Source organism: Actinopolyspora mzabensis (assembly GCF_900101095.1).
GTDB lineage: Bacteria > Actinomycetota > Actinomycetes > Mycobacteriales > Pseudonocardiaceae > Actinopolyspora > Actinopolyspora mzabensis.
Genome location: NZ_FNFM01000007.1, coordinates 263,686 through 280,600, shown reverse-complemented (window position 1 = coordinate 280,600; position 16,915 = coordinate 263,686). Strand labels below are relative to the sequence as shown.

17 protein-coding genes are annotated in these 16,915 nt (G+C 67.3%); 7 read left to right on the top strand and 10 right to left on the bottom strand.

All coding sequences use genetic code 11. The features are described 5' to 3' along the window. Positions 1-39 precede the first annotated feature (39 nt). Genes BLR41_RS13870 through BLR41_RS13860 form a run of 3 tightly spaced genes read right to left on the bottom strand, consistent with a single transcriptional unit; the run spans position 40 to position 2,276 of the window. Entirely contained in the window at positions 40-597 is a 558-nt protein-coding gene (locus BLR41_RS13870; protein ID WP_092628708.1) for a bifunctional adenosylcobinamide kinase/adenosylcobinamide-phosphate guanylyltransferase, read from the bottom strand. Next, positions 594-1,580 (bottom strand): aldo/keto reductase family protein, encoded by a 987-nt coding sequence (locus BLR41_RS13865; protein ID WP_092628707.1) that lies wholly within the window; start codon positions 1,578-1,580, stop codon positions 594-596. The genes BLR41_RS13870 and BLR41_RS13865 overlap by 4 nt, the downstream gene beginning before the upstream one ends. Before the next feature lie 57 nt (positions 1,581-1,637). Beyond that, on the bottom strand, positions 1,638-2,276 hold the full coding sequence (locus BLR41_RS13860; protein WP_092628808.1) for a DUF3043 domain-containing protein: 639 nt from the start codon (positions 2,274-2,276) through the stop codon (positions 1,638-1,640). A gap of 296 nt (positions 2,277-2,572) precedes the next feature. Between BLR41_RS13860 and BLR41_RS13855 the strand changes: the two genes are divergently transcribed. Continuing rightward, on the top strand, positions 2,573-2,938 hold the full coding sequence (locus BLR41_RS13855; RefSeq protein WP_092628705.1) for a HesB/IscA family protein: 366 nt from the start codon (positions 2,573-2,575) through the stop codon (positions 2,936-2,938). 222 nt (positions 2,939-3,160) lie between these two features. Here BLR41_RS13855 and BLR41_RS13850 read toward each other — a convergent pair whose 3' ends face one another. Next, positions 3,161-4,465 carry a glutamate-5-semialdehyde dehydrogenase gene (locus BLR41_RS13850; protein WP_092628703.1) on the bottom strand — a complete coding sequence of 435 codons (1,305 nt, stop codon included), beginning with the start codon at positions 4,463-4,465 and terminating at the stop codon, positions 3,161-3,163. Between the two features lie 369 nt (positions 4,466-4,834). Between BLR41_RS13850 and BLR41_RS13845 the strand changes: the two genes are divergently transcribed. Both BLR41_RS13845 and BLR41_RS13840 read left to right on the top strand, forming a co-directional pair. Then, positions 4,835-6,991 carry a glucan 1,4-alpha-glucosidase gene (locus tag BLR41_RS13845; protein ID WP_245694178.1) on the top strand — a complete coding sequence of 719 codons (2,157 nt, stop codon included), beginning with the start codon at positions 4,835-4,837 and terminating at the stop codon, positions 6,989-6,991. A gap of 213 nt (positions 6,992-7,204) precedes the next feature. After that, a complete protein-coding gene (locus BLR41_RS13840) occupies positions 7,205-8,632 on the top strand; it encodes an FAD-binding oxidoreductase (protein ID WP_092628699.1) in 1,428 nt (475 codons plus the stop codon). A 321-nt stretch (positions 8,633-8,953) separates the two neighbouring features. On the opposite strand, the gene asnB is transcribed toward BLR41_RS13840, so the two are convergent. After that, on the bottom strand, positions 8,954-10,882 hold the full coding sequence (gene asnB / locus BLR41_RS13835; RefSeq protein WP_092628698.1) for an asparagine synthase (glutamine-hydrolyzing): 1,929 nt from the start codon (positions 10,880-10,882) through the stop codon (positions 8,954-8,956). A gap of 378 nt (positions 10,883-11,260) precedes the next feature. On the opposite strand from asnB, the gene ctaC reads away from it, so the two are divergent. The 3 genes from ctaC to BLR41_RS13820 all read left to right on the top strand — a co-directional run bounded on the left by ctaC (position 11,261) and on the right by BLR41_RS13820 (position 13,020). Next, positions 11,261-12,202 (top strand): aa3-type cytochrome oxidase subunit II, encoded by a 942-nt coding sequence (gene ctaC, locus BLR41_RS13830; protein ID WP_092628697.1) that lies wholly within the window; start codon positions 11,261-11,263, stop codon positions 12,200-12,202. Positions 12,203-12,271: 69 nt separating this feature from the next. Beyond that, positions 12,272-12,670: a cytochrome c oxidase subunit 4 gene (locus BLR41_RS13825; RefSeq protein ID WP_092628695.1), complete on the top strand. Its 399-nt coding sequence runs from the start codon at positions 12,272-12,274 to the stop codon at positions 12,668-12,670. Between the two features lie 68 nt (positions 12,671-12,738). Then, on the top strand, positions 12,739-13,020 hold the full coding sequence (locus BLR41_RS13820) for an Lrp/AsnC family transcriptional regulator (protein WP_092628693.1): 282 nt from the start codon (positions 12,739-12,741) through the stop codon (positions 13,018-13,020). 288 nt (positions 13,021-13,308) lie between these two features. On the opposite strand, the gene BLR41_RS23150 is transcribed toward BLR41_RS13820, so the two are convergent. From BLR41_RS23150 to BLR41_RS13800, 5 genes are all read right to left on the bottom strand, one after another. Further along, complete coding sequence (locus BLR41_RS23150; protein ID WP_218120126.1) at positions 13,309-13,629, bottom strand: metallophosphoesterase family protein; 321 nt, start codon at positions 13,627-13,629, stop codon at positions 13,309-13,311. 94 nt (positions 13,630-13,723) lie between these two features. Beyond that, positions 13,724-14,035: a metallophosphoesterase family protein gene (locus BLR41_RS23145; protein ID WP_218120125.1), complete on the bottom strand. Its 312-nt coding sequence runs from the start codon at positions 14,033-14,035 to the stop codon at positions 13,724-13,726. A 75-nt stretch (positions 14,036-14,110) separates the two neighbouring features. Further along, on the bottom strand, positions 14,111-15,163 hold the full coding sequence (gene trpD / locus BLR41_RS13810) for an anthranilate phosphoribosyltransferase (protein WP_092628691.1): 1,053 nt from the start codon (positions 15,161-15,163) through the stop codon (positions 14,111-14,113). A 22-nt stretch (positions 15,164-15,185) separates the two neighbouring features. Next, positions 15,186-15,596 carry a hypothetical protein gene (locus BLR41_RS13805; RefSeq protein ID WP_092628690.1) on the bottom strand — a complete coding sequence of 137 codons (411 nt, stop codon included), beginning with the start codon at positions 15,594-15,596 and terminating at the stop codon, positions 15,186-15,188. 111 nt (positions 15,597-15,707) lie between these two features. After that, the gene (locus BLR41_RS13800; RefSeq protein ID WP_218120124.1) at positions 15,708-16,169 is read right to left on the bottom strand and encodes a hypothetical protein; all 462 of its coding nucleotides are present in this window, start codon (positions 16,167-16,169) and stop codon (positions 15,708-15,710) included. An 85-nt stretch (positions 16,170-16,254) separates the two neighbouring features. Here BLR41_RS13800 and ctaE point away from each other — a divergent pair, with 85 nt between their 5' ends. Then, on the top strand, positions 16,255-16,866 hold the full coding sequence (ctaE, locus tag BLR41_RS13795) for an aa3-type cytochrome oxidase subunit III (RefSeq protein ID WP_092628688.1): 612 nt from the start codon (positions 16,255-16,257) through the stop codon (positions 16,864-16,866). Positions 16,867-16,915: the final 49 nt, after the last annotated feature.

Below are 16,915 nucleotides of genomic sequence, written 5' to 3'. Positions count from 1 at the left end.
GCGGTGACCGACTCCGGGAGTTCAGCGTAGGTCAGCCACTCAACGTAGTCGCAGTGGTAGTCCCGCGACCAGCAGCAGCGCGCCGTCGCAGACTTCGGCGAGCCCAGCGTTGAGCGCACCCAGCTCGTCCCGGAACAACCGCCCCGCCCTGCTCTCCGGGACCACGCCCAGCCCGACCTCGGCCGAGACGAGGACCAGCGGTGCCGAACACGATTCGCATGCGCGTACCAGTTCGTCCCGCTGTCCTCGCACGGTCGCCAGTGCCGATGCGTCGCGCTCCCATGCTCCGGCGTCGTCCAGCGCGCCCGTCAGCCAGGTCGCCAGATCGTCGACGAGGATCGGTGGATCCGTCGCTCGCGCGTTGTCCAGCAGGTCGACCAGGCCGTCCGGCTGCGGAGCCTCCACGGTTTCCCAGTTCGGCGAGCGGCGTGCGACGTGGTCGGCGATACGCCGGTTCCACTCCTCGTCCCGGGGATCCCGCCGTGCGGTGGCGACGTAGGTGGCTGCTCCCTCCCACGGCAGCAGCCCCTCGGCATGGGCGGACTTGCCGGAGCGCGCTCCGCCCAGTACCAGTGTGCGGTGCTCGGATCCGGTCACGGCGTGGTGGTGTGGCGGGGGTCGGTCTCCGCCACGTGCCCGATGATCTCGTCGATCTTGTCGAGCACGTCCTGGTCGAGTTTCACCCCTGCCGCCCGCACGTTGTCGGTGACCTGCTCCGGACGGGAGGCGCCGATGATCGCCGCGGAGACGTTCGAGTTCTGCAGCACCCACGCCACGGCCAGCTGGGCCATGGACAGCCCCAGGTCCTCGGCGATCGGCTTGAGCTGCTGCACCGGTTCCAGTACCTCGTCCCGCATCCACCGCGAGATCATGTTCGCGCCGCCCGCCTCGTCGGTCGCCCTCGAACCGGCGGGAGCCTCCTGCCCCGGCAGGTACTTGCCGGTCAGCGCGCCCTGCGCGATCGGCGACCACACGATCTGGCCGAGGCCCTCCCGCTGCGAGGTGGGGATCACCTGGGACTCGATCACCCGCCACAGCATCGAGTACTGCGGCTGGTTGGAGACCAGCGGTACCCGCAGCTCCCGTGCCAGCTCGGCGGCCCGGCTGATCTGCTCGGCGTTCCACTCCGAAACGCCGATGTAGAGCGCCTTGCCCTGGCGCACCAGATCGGCGAACGCGGTCATGGTCTCTTCCAACGGAACGGTCCGGTCGAACCGGTGTGCCTGGTAGAGATCCACGTAGTCGGTCTGCAGCCTGCGCAGCGAGGCCTCACAGGACTCCATGATGTGCTTGCGGCCCAGACCACGATCGTTGGGGCCCTGCCCGGTCGGGAAGTAGACCTTGGTGAACAGCTCGATGCTCTCCCGGCGCACTCCCGACAGCGCGCGCCCGAGCACCGCCTCGGCCCGGGTCGCCGCGTAGACGTCCGCGGTGTCGAAGGTGGTGATCCCCTCGTCCAGAGCGGTCAGCACGCACGCCTGCGCCTGTTCCTCCTCGACCTGCGAACCGTGGGTGAGCCAGTTTCCGTAAGCGATCTCGCTGATGTTCAGGCCGCTGTGGCCGAGCCGACGAAACTCCATGCCATCCAGCCTAGATCCACATCCCGGTGTGCGCCCAGCATCGTGACCGACCCGTGCTCACCGGACCTCGTTGATGTCCTTCGGAGTGACCCGGGGGCGGGGGACACGCAGTTTGCGCAGCTGCATCGCCCGGGTGAAGGCGTACCACCCCATGCTGATGCCCTTGTCCTTTGCGTCGGGGAACTTGGCGCGCACCTGTTTCGTGACGATCCGGCCGAGCATGGTGCCCTCGAAGATCATCGTTATCAGCAGCGCCAGGCAGAACACCGTGGCGATCTGGACGACCATCTGGATCTGCACCAGCGTGGCCAGGAATATCACCAGCACCAGCGGCATGAACAGTCCCATCAGGTGCCTGCGGGAATCCACGATGTCGCGAACGTGTGCCCGTACCGGCCCGCGGTCGCGCGGCATGAGGTAGCGGTCGTCGCCCGCCATCATCCGTTCGCGGCGTTCGGCCGCGGCCTTGCGCCGTTCCGGCTTGTTGCGACGCATCCGCTTGAACGCCTCGCGCTGGGTGCGCGGGGGCGGTGGAACCGGGCCCCGACGTTTGCTCTCGGACTCGCGACGTTTGGGGGTCGGCCTGCCCTTGGCCTGGGTCGAATCGTTCGCGTTCTCCCGCGTCGCCTCGCCACCGTGCTCGTCGCTGTCGACGGTGGCGGTTTGCTCGGCGGTGTTGCGACGGAGGAACTTCACACCACCAGCGTAAGTGACACCGTTCGTGTCACGAATACCGACTCCACGGGTGGACGCCGATCGTGGCGCTCGCTCGTGGTGGGGAGGCTCCACCGGCGACGCCGCCACGGCGCGCCTCGCCGGCCGGCCCCCGGCCTCGTTCACGATGCGCACCGTTTTCCGTGCGTATCATGTGTGGTGCTACCCGCGGGTGTCACAATCGGCGTGCGCGGGTTGGACCGCGGGAATACTCGCACTTACCGTGGCCGTTGAGGTCGCGGGAACCTGCCAGCAGCCGCTAACCGCAAGGGAGAGCCATGACCGCCCAGGAGACAACCGTGGAGACCGAGGCGCCCGCTCATGGCGTCACGTTGACCGACTCGGCGGCCAGCAAGGCCAAGACCCTCCTCGACCAGGAGGGGCGCGATGACATGCACCTGCGCATCGCGGTTCAGCCGGGTGGGTGTGCCGGACTGCGCTACCAGCTGTTCTTCGACGAGCGCACGCTCGACGGGGACGCGGTGCGCGACTTCAACGGCCTGGACGTGATCGTCGACCGGATGAGCGCCCCCTACCTGCAGGGCGCCGTGATCGACTTCGTGGATTCGATCGAGAAGCAGGGCTTCACGATCGACAACCCGAACGCCGGCGGTTCGTGCGCCTGCGGTGACTCGTTCCACTGAGCGGACGCGATCGGATTTTTCCGGGGATGGTGCGGCGAGGGGCCTCGTCGCACCATCCCCGTTTTCGTGTGTCGCACCTCGCTGCCGCCCCGATGTGACCGGGCGGCGGGCCCGATACTGCGGGGACCGGGAGCAGTGCCGGCGACGCCCGGAGCCGATGCCGCTCGCCCGAACGGGCTCCGCCACGTAGTTCGGCGCGGTGACTCCGGATACCTCCCCTGATCAGGGCCGGGTGTGTCCGTCGCCCCAGACGAGCCACTTCGTCGTGGTCAGTTCCGGCAGCGCCATCGGGCCGCGGGCGTGCAGCTTCTGCGTCGAGATCCCGATCTCGGCGCCCATGCCGAACTGGCCGCCGTCGGTGAAGGCGGTGGAGGCGTTGACCACGACCGCTGCGGAGTCGACTCGCGTGGTGAATCGGCGGACGGCGGAGACGTCCTCGCTGACGATGGCCTCGGTGTGTCCCGTGCCGTGCCGGGCGATGTGAGCCATGGCCTCGTCCGGGGAGTCGACCACCGCCACCGCCAGGTCCATCGACAGGTACTCGGTGTCCCAGTCCTGCTCGGTGGCGAGGGTGACCGGTGCCGCGTTCCCGATCGCCTCGGCAGCACGCTCGTCCGTGTGCAGCGTCACTCCGGTCTCGCTCAGCTCCCGGGCCAGGCCGGGCAGCAGCGTGTCGGCGACCTCCCGGTGCACCAGCAGCGTCTCCGCCGCGTTGCACACGCTGACCCGGCGCGTCTTGGCGTTGTGAACCACCTGCCGTGTCTTCTCCGGATCGGCGGCGCGGTCCACGTAGACGTGACAGTTACCCACACCGGTCTCGATGACCGGCACTGTCGCCTCCTCGACCACCGCGTTGATCAGACCGGCCCCACCGCGTGGGATTACCAGGTCCACGAGGCCGCGCGCGGTGACCAGATGCCCCACCGAGGAGCGGTCCGCACACGGCAACAGCGTCACCAGGTCCGGGGAGAACCCGGATTCCACCAACACGTCCCGCAGGATCGACACCAGCGCGGTGTTGGAACGTACCGCCGATGAGGAGCCTCGCAGCAGAACGGCGTTGCCCGACTTCAGGGTCAGCCCGGCCGCGTCCACGGTGACGTTCGGGCGCCCCTCGTAGACTATGCCGACCACGCCGAGCGGCACCCGCACCTGCCGCAGCTCCAGCCCGTTCGGCAGCATGTTGCCCCGCACCGTCTCGCCGACCGGATCCGGCAGCCCCGCCACCGTGCGCAGCCCGGAGGCGACCTCGGCCACGCGTGGCTCGGTCAACTTCAGGCGATCCAGCATCGCCTCCGGCATCCCGGAGTCGCGTGCCGCGGTGAGGTCGAGCTCGTTGGCGTCGAGAACCTCTCCCGAACGACGTGTCAACGCGTCGGCCATCGCGGTCAGCAGGGTGTCCTTGGTTTCCCGGGTCGCGGCGGCGAACTCGGCGGTGGCTTCGCGGGCACCCCGCGCCGCGGCCAGGATCTCTTCCCGGCCGGCGTCCGCTCCCACTGCGGATCCCGTGGATGACTTTTCCGGCATAGTGGTGCTCACACCGCCCAGGGTAGAAGATTCACACCCGGTGGCGGTCGCGTGGTGAGGTGACCACCTCGCGTGATCCGGGGTTCGTCGTCCTCCTCGGAGTGCCCCTTCCGGATTGGTGCGGAACGGCGCGAAAAGCCTCTCGACGTTCCCTTTCGGCGGTTCGGGTTCCGGTGAGGGGTTTCCGCGCGGTGGCCCCCCGAATTCTGAACAGCTGAAAGTTCCCGTTTTCCCGGGAGTCCTTCTTTATCGATTGCGCAAGTGCTGTTGCGTATGTAGAACCCCGTTTCGGACGAATCCTCGGCCGGGCGTTGTGCGGTGCTCGGCAAGTGTTTCGCCGCCCTTTCGAGTACGGGAAAGGAATCGACGATGGGATTACCGCCGAAGTGGGGAACGAGGAGGATGGGCCGTCGCTCGGCTGCGTTCTCCGCCGCTGTGCTCGCCCTGGTGACCGCTCTCGGAGCGGGTGTCCCGGCCGGAGCGGTTTCCGCGACCGCGCCGGGTGCTCCGGGAATATCCTCCGCGTGGACCACGGGTGCCAAACGAGGTGTCGGTACTTCCACCACACTGGAGTCGAAGGTCTGGCACACCTTGGGACAGGGAATTCTCAACGAGGTCTACTACCCGCGCCTGGACGTGCCGAACGTGCAGGACATGCAGTATGTCGTCAGCGACGGGCGGAGCTTCACCGAACTGGAGCGCGACGCCACCACGAGCCGGATTCTGCTGCCCGACTCGCGCTCGTTGCGGTACCGGCAGGTCAACACCGACCGCGACGGCAGATATCGCATCACCAAAACCTACATAACCGATCCGCGGCGTTCGGTGTTGCTGGTCCGGACGCGTTTCGAGGTACTGAAAGGCGGACCGCTGCGGCTCTACGCGCTGTACAACCCCTCGCTCAACGGCAGCGGGATGGGCGACAGCGGAGCCACTTCCGGAGGAGCCCTGGTCGCCAGCGATGGTGAGGTCGCCAGTGCGTTGGCCGCTTCGAACGGCTTCAGCGCCGCCACGAGCGGTTACAGCGGTACGTCCAGCGACGGTTACCGCGACCTCCACGCCGATCACCGGCTCGACAATCGCTACGACCGGGCGGACGAAACCGGCAATCTCGTGCAGACGGCTCGTGTTCCGGTCGAGACCGACACCACGTTCACGCTCGCGCTCGGTTTCGGCGAAGACAGGGCGGCGGCGAAGACCGCGGCGCACGGCGCGCTGGCGAACGGTTACGGCCCGGCCAGGCACGAGTACGATGCGGGTTGGCACCGCTACCTCGCCTCACTCGACCGGGTTCCCGAATCGGTGACCTCGCGCGGGCTGACCACCCAGTACAACGTCGCCGCCATGACGCTGAAGTCCCAGGAGGACAAGACCTACCGAGGGGCTTTCGTGGCGTCCACCTCGATTCCCTGGGGTGGGGCCAAGAACGCTGACAGCTGTTGTACCGGCGGGTATCACCTGGTGTGGTCGCGTGACCTGTACCACACGGCGACGGCCGCGATGACACTGGGCGATCGCGCCGCCGCGAATCGAGCACTCGACTACCTGCTGAACGTGCAGTGGCGGGAGGACGGTTCGTTCCCGCAGAACACCTGGCTCGACGGCGAACCGCACTGGCCCAGTCTGCAGCTGGACGAGGTCGCCTATCCCATCGTGCTGGCGCACCAGTTGGGTCGGACCGGCGAAGCGGAGTGGGCCAAGCTCCGGAAGTCCGCGGACTTCATCGTCGAGAACGGTCCCGCCACCCCGCAGGAACGTTGGGAGGAGGAAAGCGGATATTCCCCCTCGACCATCGCGGCCGAGATCGCGGGCCTGGTAACCGCCGCCGACATCGCCCGGCAGCACGGTGACCGGCGAGCGGCGCGGCGGTATCTCGCCACCGCCGACGACTGGCAGCGCAAGGTGGCGGACTGGACCTTCACCACGACCGGCCCGCACGGCGACGGCGAGTACTACCAGCGGGTGGACGACGACGGCGATCCGAACAACGGCCACCAGCTGTGTCTGAACAACGGCGGCGGGTGTCACGACGAACGTGCCGTGGTCGACGCGGGCTTCCTGGAACTGGTGCGGCTCGGCGTCAAACCCGCCGACGATCCGGCGGTGCTCGACTCGCTGCCCGAAACCGACGACCGGCTGCGGGTCCGAACTCCGAACGGCCCCGGCTGGTACCGCTACAACCACGACGGCTACGGCGAGGCCGCGGGCGGCGAGCCGTACACCGGAAGGGGAATCGGCAGGCTCTGGCCGTTGCTCACAGGTGAACGCGGTGAGTACGAGATCGCCTCCGGCGGTTCGGCCGGTACTCATCTGGAGACGATGGCCCGGATGGCCAACGAGGGCTACCTCATTCCCGAACAGGTCTGGGACAGGGAGTCCGAAAACGGCTTCGTGTTCGGTGAGGGGACGGGATCCGCCACTCCGCTCGCCTGGTCCATGAGTCAGTTCGTGCAGCTGGCCCACAACATGGACGCGGGTAGGAATCTGGAGACACCGGAAGTGGTGGCCCGGCGCTACACCGGCTGAGCGGTGCCGCGACGACCGCCCGGCCGAGCGCGGTGCCCCGGGGGAGTTCCGGGGTGCCGCCTCGGTGGCGGTCGAAGTCGGATCACCTGCCGGGCGCTATGGACTTCGTACTCTGTCCGCCCCCGGCTGCTCCCCTTAGTGTCCGTGCAACGGGCGGCTCGGCACGGCCCGCGCCTCCCAGATGTCGCTACTCGGGATCCGAGGTGACCGGACATGACCGTGCAGGATGTGGACCCGGCAACCGTCGACAGGCTCCGCGACGGTTTCCACGGTGTGATTCACACACCGCGCGACGCGGACTACGAGAGACAGCGCGAGATCTTCAACGCGATGATCGAATCGCGACCCGCGGCGATCGCCGCCTGCGACGACATCGACGACATCCGTCGGGCCCTGGACTTCGCCAGGAAACAAGATCTCGAGGTCGCGGTACGCGGCGGTGGGCACAGCGTTTCCGGTGCCGGCCTCGTCGACGGTGGACTGGTCATCGACATGCGGCGCTTCAACCGGGTGACGGTGGAGCCGCAGACCCGGCTGGCCACGGTGGGAGGCGGCGCCCGGTGGGGGGAGTTCGACGGTGCGGCACGCCCCTACAAGCTCGCCACCACCGGAGGGCGGGTCTCCACGACGGGAGTGGCCGGACTGACCCTCGGCGGTGGTTCCGGCTGGTTGGAGCGGAAATGGGGACTTGCCTGCGACAGCCTGGTGTCGGCCGATCTCGTCACCGCCTCGGGCGCCCGGGTGACCGCCGACGCGGAACGGAATCCGGAACTGTTCTGGGCACTGCACGGTGGGGGAGGCAATTTCGGGATCGCCACCTCGTTGACGTTCCGGTTGCACGAGCTTCCGGAATTCTCGATGGCGTTGTTGCTCTGGCCAGCGGAACGGGGTCGTGTCGTGGCGGGCGAGTACCGCGATTTCGTGGCGGGCGCACCGGACGAGATCAGTGGTGGTTTGATTTACCTGACCGGGCCGCCGGAGGATTTCGTGCCTCCCGAACTCGTCGACACGCTGTGCTGTGCCGTCGTGGTCACCTTCATGGGCAACGAGTCGGAGCTGCGTGAGCTGATCCGACCGTTGCTCGGACTGCGCCCCGCCGGACAGCTGATCACCGACATCGACTACGCCGACATGCAATCACTGCTGGACGATCCCCCCGGGTATCGCAACTACTGGTCGGCCGAGTACATGGCCGAGCTGCCCGACGAGGTGTTGGACCGGTTCTGCGCCCGGGCGTACGACATGCCGATGCCCTCCCCCGCGCAGCACGCGCTGTTGCCGTGGGGTGGTGCGGTCTCGGCCGACGGGGTGGGTGCCGCGATGTCCGATCGCGCGGTTCCCTGGGTGGTTCACCCGCTCGGACTGTGGTCGGACGCCGCCACCGACGAGCGGGCCATCCGCTGGGTGCGCGACCTCCGCGAGGACATGCGGCCGTGGACCACCGGAGCCGTCTACCTCAATTTCATCGGTGACGAGGGGCACGACCGGGTGGTGGCCGGTTACGGCGACGACAACTACCGGCGCCTCGCACGGGTCAAGGCAACGTACGACCCGGACAACGTCTTCAATCGGTGGCACGACATTCTTCCCGCTGCCGAGCCGGAGCGAAGCACCGCGACGCCGAGCCCCAGCGGCGCCTGAGCACGGCGACTCGACTCGGGCGCGGCGATTTCGCGAGAAATCGCCGCGCCAGTGCGTCGGGGTGGCTCCGGTGCTCCGTAAATCTCGCGAGAAATCGACGCTCCGGTACGACGCGGTGCCGAACCGGCCACCTTCGCAGGCCGAACTCCGACCACCCTCGCAGTCGGCACCGCCGCGGGGACTCTCGTGGTGCTCTCGCGAGGACGCCCCCGACGTGGCGTAGTACCTACTCGACGTCGGGGGACCCGCGGCGAGAGCCCGCGAGAGCTTCCGCTATCCGCACCGTCGCGCAAACCGAGCCGGGAGGAATCGAGAGATCCACTAGAGCTTCACGGGGTAGTGGGGCTCCGGCACCTGGGGCGTGAGCCGGTTCTCCACGAATATCCCGTGCCAGATCATGAACACCAGCAGCGCCCAGAGCCTGCGACTGTGGTCCAGCACTCCGGAACGGTGTTCCTCCAGCAGCTGCAGCACCGCCGGTTTGTTCAACAGGGCGTCGGTCTGGGACTCCTTGATGATGTCGCGTGCCCAGTCGTGCATCTCGTCCCGCAACCAGTGCCGGATCGGGACGGGGAAGCCGAGCTTGCGCCGGTTGAGCACGTGGCCGGGAACCACCTTGGCCAGCGCACGGCGCAGCGCGTACTTGGTGGTGTCCCTGGTGATCTTCTGTTCCAGCGGGATCGTGCTCGCCGTGCGGAACACCTCGTTGTCGAGGAACGGAACCCGCAGTTCCAGGGAGTTGGCCATGGTCACCTTGTCGGCCTTGACGAGGATGTCCCCCCGCAGCCAGGTGAACAGGTCCACGTGCTGCATCCGGGTCACCGGGTCCCAGCCCTGCGAGGTCCGATAGGCCGCCGCCGTCACGTCGGTGTGCGAAACGTGCGGGTCGTAATCCGGCAGCAGGTTCCGCAACTCGTCGTCGCGGAAGATCCGCGCGTTGCCGTAGTAGCGTTCCTCCAGCGGCAGCGCGCCCCGCCGGAGCAGGTCCTTGCCGCGCACCCCTTCCGGAATCGCGGTCGAGACCCGCCCCATCACCTTGCGCACGGATCCGGGAACCCGTTCGAACGGCGCCAACGAGAGCGGCTCCCGGTAGATCGAGTACCCGCCGAACAGTTCGTCGGCGCCCTCACCGGAGAGCACGACCTTGACGTGCTTGCGTGCCTCCCTGGCGATGAACCACAGCGGAACCAGCGCGGGGTCGGCCACCGGGTCGTCCAGGTACCAGATGATCAGCGGCAGCGTCTGCATCATCTCCTCGGCGGAGACGGTTCGCACGACGTGCTTCACCCCGATGGCCGCCGCCGATTCCGCGGCCACGTCGACTTCCGAGTAGCCCTGCCGTTCGAACCCGGTGGTGAACGTGATCAGGTCCGGATTGTGCTCCTTGGCCAGCGCGGCGATCGCCGTCGAGTCGATTCCGCCGGAGAGGAAGGCACCGACGGTGACGTCGGCACGCATGTGCTTGGCGACCGAGTCGCGCATCACGTCGACGATCTCGTTGTGCAGCCGGTTGGCCTCACCGTCGTTGTGAATCTCACGGGAGGTGAAGCTGGGGGAGAAGTACCGCTCGGTGACCAGCTGCCCACCCGGGGCCACGGTAAACGAGGTGCCCGACTCGATCCGCCTGATCGAACGGTGCAGTGATTCCGGCTCGGGAACGTACTGCAGCAGCAGGTAGTGCTGCAGGGAACGCCGGTCCACGTCCTCGTTGATCCCCAGCGTCGCCGCGAGGTGCAGCAGGCTCTTCTTCTCGCTGGCGAAGCCGACCCCGTTGGGGCCGGTCGCGTAGTACATCGGCTTGATCCCGAAGGGATCCCTGGCGCCGAACACCACGTGCCGGTCGTTGTCCCAGATCAGGAACGCGAACATGCCTCGCAGCCGACCCACCATCGAAGTCCCGAGGTAGTGGTAGGCGACGATGATCGTCTCGCTGTCCCCGTCGGTGTTGAACGCCGCGCCGTACTGCTCGGTCAGTTCGGCACGCAGTTCCAGGTAGTTGTAGATCTCACCGTTGAACAGGATGGTGTACCTGCCCGGTGAATCCGGCGGCCCCCAGCTCAGCGGCTGGTGCGAATGCTCGACGTCGATGACCGACAGGCGGTTGAAGCCGAAGACGACCTCGCCGCCCTGCCACGTGTCACTCTCGTCCGGTCCTCGGTGCCGCTGACACGGCAGCGCGTTGGCCACCGCGTTCGTTGCGTTGCTTGCGTTCTCTTCGGTGGGACAAACCAGTCCAAGCAGGCCGCACACGCGTCTCGCGCACCTCTCGTGTCGCGGGTTGTCGGGTTTCGCTCAAGCCCAATAGGGGTGATCCGGTTCTACAGTATGCCGTGCTCCTGTGGGTGAACCGAACGCACGGGTTCATTGTGCCGGTGGTCCGCTCGACGGCGCCCGGTGTTCACCGCGCGTCGCGCGACGGGAGGACCGAGTGGTGATCTTCGGTCACGGGCACGACCATGATTCGGGCGGTGGCGCGACCCCGGAGCAGTATCGCGGCTACTACTGGGCTAGGGTCGCTACAGTATTCCGGCGGCCGATCTTCCGTCTCGAACGCGAGACGGGGGAGCGAGGCGGGGTAGCAACGCCAGCGCCGTGCCGGTGAGTTTCACATGGAGGAGGCGTCGCGCAGTGGCCCTGAAGGACGGGACCCGAGTGCCACGGCTGGTCAAGGTCGGTGGACTGGTCGGCTTGGTTTGTGTCGTGGCCACGGGCTGCTCCCCTGACCAGGTACTGCGGTTCGGCTGGCCCACCGGTGTCACCAGTGACGCCGAGTCGATGCGCCAGCTCTGGACCTGGTCGGTGATCGCGGCTCTCGCGGTTGGTGTGCTCGTATGGGGACTGATCTTCTGGACGGTGGCCTTCCACCGGAAGAAGAGTGACGAGCTGCCTCGTCAGTTCCAGTACAACAATCCGCTCGAGATCATATACACGGTCATACCCTTCGTGATGGTCGTCGTGCTGTTCTACTTCACCGCCACGACGCAGCAAGAGGTGCAGGCCGAGGAGGAGCCGGACGTCGCCGTCGACGTGATCTCGTTCCAGTGGAACTGGGAGTTCCGCTACCCCGGCTACACCACCCCGGACGGTGAAGCGGTCAACACCGTCGGTACGACCAATTGGACGCCGCTGCTGGTGCTGCCGACCGATTCCACAGTCGAGTACCGGCTCAGCTCCAAGGACGTCATCCACTCGTTCTTCGTCCCCAAGTTCCACTTCAAGCGGGACACCTTCCCGCACCCGGACAAGAACAACCAGGACAACGTCTTCCAGAACACGATCGACCGTGAGGGCTCGTTCGTCGGACGCTGCGCGGAACTGTGCGGTACCTACCACTCGATGATGAACTTCGAGGTGCGTGCGCTCTCACCGGACAAGTTCGAGCGCTTCATGGACCTGCGCACGCAGGTGAACCCGAGCACGGGCCAGCCCTACACCACGGCCGAGGCGTTGACCGAGATGGACTGCGGTGAGCTCTGCAACCCGAACTCGGTGACGACCATCCCGTTCGATCCGGATCGGCAGGGTTCGACTCCGCAACAGGGTGGTCAGGCCGTCGGCGCGGGTAACTGACGGTGTCGACGGGAAACCAGGTCACACGAGTGCGCCGGACGCGGCGCACGGGGTGAGAGTGAGGACTCCATGAGGGTCGAAGCCAAGATCTTCAACATCATTACCTTCTTCTTCTTCCTGTCGGCCCTGGTCTACGGGCTCTGGGCCAAGGAACCCGTGGGGACGGTGGCACTGATCCTGGTCGGTGCGCTGTCACTGCTGATCGGCAGTTACTTCCAGTTCGTGGCTCGTCGTATCGAGTTGCGCCCGGAGGACCGTGAAGAGGCCGAGATCAGCGACGGTGCCGGTGACCTCGGGTTCTTCAGCCCCGGCAGCTACTGGCCGTTCGGGCTGGCCGCCGCCTCGGCCCTGACCGGTGTGGCGCTGGCCTTCGGCCACGTCTGGATGATCGTGCTCAGCGCGGGCGCGGTACTGATCACCGTTTCCGGCCTGGTCTTCGAGTACCACACCGGTCCCAACCACGAGTGAGCCCGAGTGCGCTCCCTCGCGTCCGGCCGGCGGGGGAGCCGAGCCGCCGCCCCAGGAGGTCCGCAACCGTGATTACCGCGTTCGTGCTGATCCAAACCGCCGCTGATCGCCTGACCGAGGCCGCGCAGGAGATCGCCGACATCGACGGTGTCACCGAGGTCTACTCCTGCGCGGGCGACGTGGACCTGATCGCCGTGATCCGTGCGTCCGAGCACGAGCGGATCGCCGAGATCGTGCCGGGCGCGATCAACAAGGTCGGCGGAGTGGTGGACACCGACACCCACATCGCGTTCCGCTCGTACTCGAAGCAGGACTCGGAGGACGCCTTCTCCATCGGCCTGGATTCTTGACGCTGAACTCTTTCGGTCGGTTTGCCGGGTCGGTTCCTGGGCGGAACCTCTGGCACGACTCTCGCTGCGGGGCCGGGGACATCGGGTAGCCAGCTACACGACGTCTCCGGCGTCCTCGCGAGAGCCGCACCAGAGAACCCGCGGCAGTGCGAGCTGCGTGAATGATGGGGGTTCGGCACTTCCGGTTGAAAGCGGAGCATTCTTCGGAGAACAGGCTGGGGCCGAGTCAGTGTTCTTCAGGTGCTTTCCGCTGAGCGGAATCGACTGTTCGCCCCGTGTCCAGCTCCGTCAGGTGAGGTAGCGGTAGTGCGTGGTCAGGGTGCCGTTCTCCAGCACGTGGAACGCCAGCCCCGGCGGGGGACCCCGGGGTCCGGCACCCTCTCCTCCTCCCAGGGCGGTTTGAGACCCGATACGATCCCCCGCAGCCACCACCAGCGACTTGCCGGCGAAGATGGTGCCGGCAGCGGTGTGCGCGTGTCCGCACAGCACCGCCGCGATCGCCGGGAACCGTTCGACCAGTTCCGCGAGTCGGTCGCTCCGTCGCTGCCGTATCCCGTCGCCGTAGGGCTTGTGCAGCCTTACCGACGGATGGTGGAAACTCAGCAGCACCGGCTGCTACGGAGGGGATGCCCGGAGCGTGCGTTCCAGCCCCCCGAGCGTGTCGTCGTCGAGCAGTCCGTCCGCGCTTCCGGGAACCGTTGAGTCACAGAGCACGAACAGCGTTCCGCCCGCGCGGTGGGCCCGGTTGATCGGTGTCGTGGCGTCGGGTTCGCCGAGCAGCGACTCGCGGGCGGTAGGTGGTCCGGTCGTCGTGGTTGCCCGGGCAGCTGAACACGGGAAAGGCCAGCTCGGACAGTTCGGTGGCCCGGCGGTACTCGTCCGCGGCGTCCTCGTTGGCTATGTCACCGGTTACCACCACCGCGTCGAGCGCCCCGGACAGCGTTCGCAGGTGGTCCAGCACTCGCTCGAAGCGGGAGGTGCTGTGCTCACCGCCGTCCAGGTGCGGATCGCTCAACTGAGCCACGACCAGTCGATCGGGGTGGCCGCTCTCGCCGGGGTAGTGGCGACGGGGGGCCGGACTCGCCCGTGCTCACCCGTGTTCCCGCAGTTTCCCGGAGAGTTCCGTCCAGGAGTCGAGCAGCCGGGCGGCCGCCCCCGAGTCGATGGCCTCGGCAGCGCGCTCGATGCCCTCCGCCATCCGTCCGTTCAGCTCGGTGACGGCTCCCTCATAGGCGGCGAGCGCCCCCGCGGTGTTCAGCAGTACCGCGTCCCGCACCGGGCCTCGGGTGCCGTTCAGCAGGTCACGGACCACCCCGGCATTCACCGGCGCGTCGCCGCCCTGCAGCTGTTCGGGCTCGGCCAACGACAGCCCCAACGCGGTGGGATCGATCCGTTCTTCCCGCACGGTGCCATCACCGATGACCCAGGCCGTGCTGGTCGTCGTCGTGGTGATCTCGTCCATCCCGTCGTCCCCGCGGACCAGCACTACCGAGTGACCACGTCGGGCGAACACCTCGGCCATGACCGGTGCCAGTCCGCGGTCCGCGCACCCGACCAGACCGCTGGTGGGGAGAGCCGGATTGGTCAACGGGCCGAGCACGTTGAACGCGGTGGGAATGCCGATCTCCCGCCGGGGAGCGGCGGTGTGCTTGAAGGCCGGGTGGAACAGTCCCGCGAAGCAGAATCCGATCCCCAGCTCCGTCGCACAGCGCTCGACACCCTCGGGCGGCAGGTCGATCGTCACGCCGAGCTCTTCGAGCACGTCGGCGGTGCCGCACTTCGATGAGGCCGCGCGATTACCGTGCTTGACCACCGTGCCGCCGCACGCGGCCAGCACGATCGAGGTCATCGTAGAGATGTTCACCGTGCCGGCCCGATCGCCGCCGGTGCCCACCACGTCGACGGCACGAGTGGGGATGTCGAGCTGCCGTGCGTGCGCGAGCATCGTGTCGGCCATTCCGATGATCTCGGAGGAGCTCTCACCCTTGGCACGCAGCGCGACCGCGAACGCCGCGATCCTGGCTGGTGTGGCTTCGCCGGTCATGACCTGGTCCATGGCCCAGGAAGTCTCGGCGACCGAGAGGTCCTCGTGGGAGACGAGCCGGTTCAGCAGGTCGGGCCAGGTGATTGTCGCTGTCTGCACGTGGCGTCCTCGAAAGTCCGTGTCAGCCGCCGGCGGTGGGCAGGGCGTGGGCACGCAGTACCTCGGCCACCGACTCGGCCGCCGTCAGCGGGTCGAGCGGGTGGACCAGTACCGCGTCGGCCTGGGACCAGGTTGCCAGCCACCGGTCGTCCTTGCGTCGTACGGTTACCACTGTCGGCGGGCAGGAGGCGAGTTCGTTCTTCAGCTGCCGCGACACTCCCATTCCTCCGGTGGGCTGCGCCTCACCGTCGAGGATCAGCAGGTCCGCGTTGCCCGCGTCCACCTCGCCGATCACTTCGGCCACCGTCGATGCCTCAATGTAGTGCACGCTTCTGATGTCGGGGGAGGGGCGACGCCCGATGGCTGTGATGATCGCCTCACGGACTTCCTGGCGGTGGCTGAACACGAGGACGTTGCTCGTCGATGTGCTCATGGGCACTCCTTGGCTGCCGGTGCGGCCCGCGCGGACGGGGCGGTTCGTGTCGGGTGGTCACGAGTGTTCGTATCGTATCCGTAGCGCTGCTCCGGAGGGTAATACACCTCACTAACGTGATCGATCACTCTCGCTCGGCCGCTGCAACGCCTGCCATCCGGCCAGGTGGCCGCCGTGCCGCTGTGCCAGCCCCACCATCCGGGAGGTCTCTCTGGCGCATGTCATCGCGTCTATCCGGCGAACACACTGCGCGACGAGGATCAGGGAGTCCGAAGCGGGCGCGTCGTCCGAACCGGGCGACGTCGTTTCGGTGCGCAGTAGCCAGCCCTCGGCCTCGAGGGGCTGGCGGAGCTCGGCCACGGCGGCGGATCCGATCACGAGGCGGTACCGCAGCACAGCGGGAGATTCCGGAATCCATGCAGGTGAACGGGTCAGTACCGTGGATGCCGACTCCGTCTCGTCGGTCGCTTCCACCACCACTGTCAGCTCCGGATCGTCCGGAGTGGGCCAGCTCGGTTCCCGACCGCCGCGCCGGGTGCGGAAGAGTCGGGACAGGCCACCGCGAATGCTCACGTGGGGTAACCTCCCGTCGGTCTCGTAGTGGGCGGACGGCGCTGCGGCGGACCCGACCGGGCGCCCCGAAATCGTTCGCGACATAATGCGTCGCGTGACAACGGCAGCGCCCTCAATCAGTCAACGCGTGCACTCGCTGAACCGGCCGAACATGGTCAGCGTGGGCACCATCGTTTGGTTGGCCAGCGAGCTGATGTTCTTCGCCGGGCTCTTCGCCATGTTCTTCACGGTGAAGGCCCAGAACGAGGGACCCTGGCCGCCGCCGCCCGCCGAACTCAACGTGGCCTACGCCCTACCCTTCACTGTGATTCTGGTGGCCTCTTCGTTCACCTGCCAGTGGGGTGTGTTCGCGGCGGAGCGCGGTGACGTCTACGGCCTTCGCCGCTGGTACATGCTCACGCTCGCCATGGGCACCATCTTCGTGCTGGGCCAGGCGGGGGAGTACCACACGCTGATCACCGAGCACCACACCACGATGGCCAGCTCGGCGTTCGGCACGGTGTTCTACATGACCACGGGCTTCCACGGTCTGCACGTGATCGGCGGACTGGTCGCCTTCGTGATCCTGATGATCCGCACCAGGATGAGCAAGTTCACACCGGCCCAGGCGGTGGCCTCGATCGTCGTGTCGTACTACTGGCACTTCGTCGACATCGTGTGGATCGGCCTGTTCATGGTCATCTATCTGGTGCCGTGACGCGGCGGCGAGGATGTCGCGACAGAGCCATGGGTAGGCAGCTAGGCGA